Here is a 5226-nt window from a genome sequence, read left to right on the forward strand (position 1 = left end):
GTCCGGCGGCGTCCTACTCTCCCACAGCCTGTCGGTTGCAGTACCATCGGCGCTGATCGGCTTAACTTCCGGGTTCGGTATGGGTCCGGGTGTTTCCCGTTCGCTATGGCCGCCGTAACTCTTTCGACCCTTGCTCTTGTGTTGTGAGCGGTACAAGCCCTGTGGTGGGTTTGTTGGTCGGGATCTGGGTAGTGGACGCGAACATCGTGCGCAGCATCAAAACACTGGCCGCTGTGTGGTGAGTGTTTTGGTGGTGTGTGGGACAAGCCCTCGGCCTATTAGTACCGGTCGGCTGGGCATTGCTGCTGTACACCTCCGGCCTATCGACCCACTGTTCTGGTGGGGGCCTTACTCCCTCGCGGGGTTGGGAAACCTCATCTTGAAACGTGCTTCCCGCTTAGATGCATTCAGCGGTTATCACTTCCGAACGTAGCTAACCAGCGGTGCCCCTGGCGGGACAACTGGCACACCAGAGGTTCGTCCATCCCGGTCCTCTCGTACTAGGGACAGCCTTTCTCAAGTTTCCTGCGCGCGCGGCGGATAGGGACCGAACTGTCTCACGACGTTCTAAACCCAGCTCGCGTGCCGCTTTAATGGGCGAACAGCCCAACCCTTGGGACCTACTCCAGCCCCAGGATGCGACGAGCCGACATCGAGGTGCCAAACCATCCCGTCGATATGGACTCTTGGGGAAGATCAGCCTGTTATCCCCGGGGTACCTTTTATCCGTTGAGCGACCACGCTTCCACATGCCGTGGCCGGATCACTAGTTCCGACTTTCGTCCCTGCTCGACATGTCTGTCTCACAGTCAAGCTCCCTTGTGCACTTACACTCGCCACCTGATTGCCAACCAGGCTGAGGGAACCTTTGAGCGCCTCCGTTACTCTTTGGGAGGCAACCGCCCCAGTTAAACTACCCATCAGGCACTGTCCCTGGACCAGATCATGGCCCGAGGTTAGACATCTAGTACGACCAGAGTGGTATTTCAACGTTGACTCCAACCCAACTGGCGTCGGGCCTTCACAGTCTCCCACCTATCCTACACAAGCCGAACCAAACACCAATACCAAACTGTAGTAAAGGTCCCGGGGTCTTTCCGTCCTGCCGCGCGTAACGAGCATCTTTACTCGTAGTGCAATTTCGCCGAGTCCATGGTTGAGACAGCGCCCAAGTCGTTACTCCATTCGTGCAGGTCGGAACTTACCCGACAAGGAATTTCGCTACCTTAGGATGGTTATAGTTACCACCGCCGTTTACTGGGGCTTAAATTCTGAGCTTCACACCCGAAGGTGTTGACTCGTCCTCTTAACCTTCCAGCACCGGGCAGGAGTCAGTCCGTATACATCGTCTTACAACTTCGCACGGACCTGTGTTTTTAGTAAACAGTCGCTTGGGCCTGGTCTCTGCGACCCTCCCCGCTTCCCCCAGCCCAGACAAGCTGGTCGGGTTGACGGTTCGGGTCCCCCTTCTCCCGAAGTTACGGGGGCATTTTGCCGAGTTCCTTAACCATGGTTCGCTCGATCGCCTCGGTATTCTCTACCTGATCACCTGAGTCGGTTTGGGGTACGGGCGGCGCATAGCTCGCTAGAGGTTTTTCTCGACAGCATGGGATCACCCACTTCGACCATCAGGTCTCCGCGTCACGTCTCACACCCCCCTCACGGGGAGAGTCCCGGATTTGCCTGGAACTCGTGCTACACGCTTGCCCACAGTCGACCATCGCTGTGGTTGGGCTACCCTCCTGCGTCACCCCATCGCTTGACTACTACCGGATCGGGTCCCACGCTCCACACCCCCCTGCCCACCCGAAGGTGGACTGATGGGAGTGCTTTGGGTGGTTAGCATCACCGGGCTCGTCATGGGCGCTACGTTGCCGGTACGGGAATATCAACCCGTTGTCCATCGACTACGCCTGTCGGCCTCGCCTTAGGTCCCGACTTACCCAGGGCAGATTAGCTTGACCCTGGAACCCTTGATCATTCGGCGCACGGGTTTCTCACCCGTGATTCGCTACTCATGCCTGCATTCTCACTCGTGCCGCCTCCACCACTCGGTCACCCGGTGGCTTCACTGCCGGCACGACGCTCCCCTACCCATCCACACCCCTGAACCCCCACCACGCAGGCAGGGGCTTGGGTACGCGTGTGAATGCCATAGCTTCGGCGGATGACTTGAGCCCCGCTACATTGTCGGCGCGGAATCACTTGACCAGTGAGCTATTACGCACTCTTTCAAGGGTGGCTGCTTCCAAGCCAACCTCCTGGTTGTCACTGCGACTCCACATCCTTTTCCACTTAGTCACCGCTTAGGGGCCTTAGCTGATGGTCTGGGCTGTTTCCCTCTCGACGACGAAGCTTATCCCCCGCCGTCTCACTGCTGCGCTCTCACTTACCGGCATTCGGAGTTTGGCTAACGTCAGTAACCTGGTCGGGCCCATCGGCTATCCAGTGCTCTACCTCCGGCAAGAAACACGCAACGCTGCACCTAAATGCATTTCGGGGAGAACCAGCTATCACGAAGTTTGATTGGCCTTTCACCCCTATCCACAGGTCATCCCCTCAGTTTTCAACCTAAGTGGGTTCGGTCCTCCACGTCGTCTTACCGACGCTTCAACCTGCCCATGGATAGATCACTTCGCTTCGGGTCTTGAGCGTGCTACTCAACCGCCCTGTTCGGACTCGCTTTCGCTACGGCTACCCCACACGGGTTAACCTCGCAACACACCGCAAACTCGCAGGCTCATTCTTCAAAAGGCACGCCATCACCCACCACCCCACCAAAGGGATGCACAGGCTCTGACGGATTGTAGGCGCACGGTTTCAGGTACTATTTCACTCCCCGCCAGGGGTACTTTTCACCTTTCCCTCACGGTACTGGTCCGCTATCGGTCATCGAGGAGTATTTAGGCTTAACGGGTGGTCCCGCCAGATTCACACGGAATTTCAGGAGTTCCGTACTACTTGGGAAAACGCTCCACAGACACGCACTTACACCTACGGGACTCTCACCCTCTCCGGCGCCCCCTTCCAAGGGACTTCAGCTTCACACGCGTTTTCTCACTGCGCGAGGAGCCGGCAGACTCCCCCGAACGCTCCCACAACCCCCCACACACAACCCCTGCCGGGTTCATACATGCATGAGGTTTAGCCTCCTCCGATTTCGCTCGCCACTACTCTCGGAATCACAATTGTTTTCTCTTCCTATGGGTACTGAGATGTTTCACTTCCCCACGTTCCCTCCACACACCCTATTTGATTCAGATGCGGGTAACACGACATGACTCGTGCTGGGTTTCCCCATTCGGACACCCCCGGATCACAGCTCGGTTGCCAACTCCCCAGGGCTTATCGCAGGCTCCAACGTCCTTCATCGGCTCTCGATGCCAAGGCATCCACCATGCGCCCTTCATAGCTTGTCTCACAAACCAACAAAACAATCACTACAAAAGATGCTCGCGTCCACTATCCAGATCTCAAACAACAACCCCACACCACACCCACCACCCCCACAGGGACCAGCAGGCCATGGCCGGGAACCAAGCCACCAGGCAACACCTGATGCCTCAGAACCCCAACAGTGCGCCAACCCCCACACCAGAACACTGGTGTGGGGTGTCGATGATTCCACTAGCGAACACCACCAACCCCACCGGACACTCGCCGGCAGGCACGGGTGCGTGCTCCTTAGAAAGGAGGTGATCCAGCCGCACCTTCCGGTACGGCTACCTTGTTACGACTTCGTCCCAATCGCCAGCCCCACCTTCGACGGCTCCCCCCACAAGGGTTGGGCCACCGGCTTCGGGTGTTGCCGACTTTCGTGACGTGACGGGCGGTGTGTACAAGGCCCGGGAACGTATTCACCGCAGCGTTGCTGATCTGCGATTACTAGCGACTCCGACTTCATGGGGTCGAGTTGCAGACCCCAATCCGAACTGAGACCGGCTTTTAGGGATTCGCTCCGCCTCGCGGCATCGCAGCCCTCTGTACCGGCCATTGTAGCATGCGTGAAGCCCTGGACATAAGGGGCATGATGACTTGACGTCATCCCCACCTTCCTCCGAGTTGACCCCGGCAGTCTCCCATGAGTCCCCACCACCCCGAAGGGCGTGCTGGCAACATGGAACGAGGGTTGCGCTCGTTGCGGGACTTAACCCAACATCTCACGACACGAGCTGACGACAGCCATGCACCACCTGTACACCGACAAAAAGGGGCCACATCTCTGCAGCTTTCCGGTGTATGTCAAACCCAGGTAAGGTTCTTCGCGTTGCATCGAATTAATCCGCATGCTCCGCCGCTTGTGCGGGCCCCCGTCAATTCCTTTGAGTTTTAGCCTTGCGGCCGTACTCCCCAGGCGGGGCGCTTAATGCGTTAGCTACGGCACGGAACCCGTGGAATGGATCCCACACCTAGCGCCCAACGTTTACGGTGTGGACTACCAGGGTATCTAATCCTGTTCGCTCCCCACACTTTCGCTCCTCAGCGTCAGGTCATGCCCAGAGAACCGCCTTCGCCACCGGTGTTCCTCCTGATATCTGCGCATTTCACCGCTACACCAGGAATTCCGTTCTCCCCTGCATACCTCCAGTCTGCCCGTATCGAAAGCAAGCCAGGTGTTAAGCACCCGGTTTTCACTCCCGACGCGACAAACCGCCTACGAGCCCTTTACGCCCAATAATTCCGGACAACGCTCGGACCCTACGTATTACCGCGGCTGCTGGCACGTAGTTGGCCGGTCCTTCTTCTGCACCTACCGTCACTCACGCTTCGTCGGTGCTGAAAGAGGTTTACAACCCGAAGGCCGTCATCCCTCACGCGGCGTTGCTGGATCAGGCTTCCGCCCATTGTCCAATATTCCCCACTGCTGCCTCCCGTAGGAGTCTGGGCCGTGTCTCAGTCCCAGTGTGGCCGGTCACCCTCTCAGGCCGGCTACCCGTCAAAGCCTTGGTAGGCCATTACCCCACCAACAAGCTGATAGGCCGCGAGCACATCCCCCACCCAAAAAAGTTTCCACCACCACCACATGCGTGGAGTGGTCGTATCCGGTATTAGCTCCCGTTTCCGGGGGTTATCCCAAAGTGAAGGGCAGATTACTCACGTGTTACTCACCCGTTCGCCGCTCGAGTACCACCGAAGTGGCCTTTCCGCTCGACTTGCATGTGTTAAGCACGCCGCCAGCGTTCGTCCTGAGCCAGGATCAAACTCTCCGTAGAAAACCTACAAAAA

At 57.8% G+C, this 5226-nt stretch carries 3 rRNA genes; all 3 read right to left on the minus strand.

The annotated features are described in order from the left end of the window. The 3 genes from rrf to ACQ1X7_RS19730 all read right to left on the minus strand — a co-directional run bounded on the left by rrf (position 1) and on the right by ACQ1X7_RS19730 (position 5213). Positions 1-117, minus strand: a 5S ribosomal RNA gene (gene rrf, locus ACQ1X7_RS19720). Between the two features lie 141 nt (positions 118-258). Then, positions 259-3419: ribosomal RNA gene (locus ACQ1X7_RS19725) — 23S ribosomal RNA — on the minus strand. 269 nt (positions 3420-3688) lie between these two features. Beyond that, positions 3689-5213 (minus strand): 16S ribosomal RNA (locus ACQ1X7_RS19730). Together the 16S, 23S and 5S rRNA genes form the textbook arrangement of a ribosomal RNA operon. Positions 5214-5226 lie beyond the last annotated feature (13 nt).

Source organism: Nocardioides sp. GXQ0305 (assembly GCF_050880345.1).
Taxonomy (GTDB): Bacteria; Actinomycetota; Actinomycetes; order Propionibacteriales; family Nocardioidaceae; genus Nocardioides.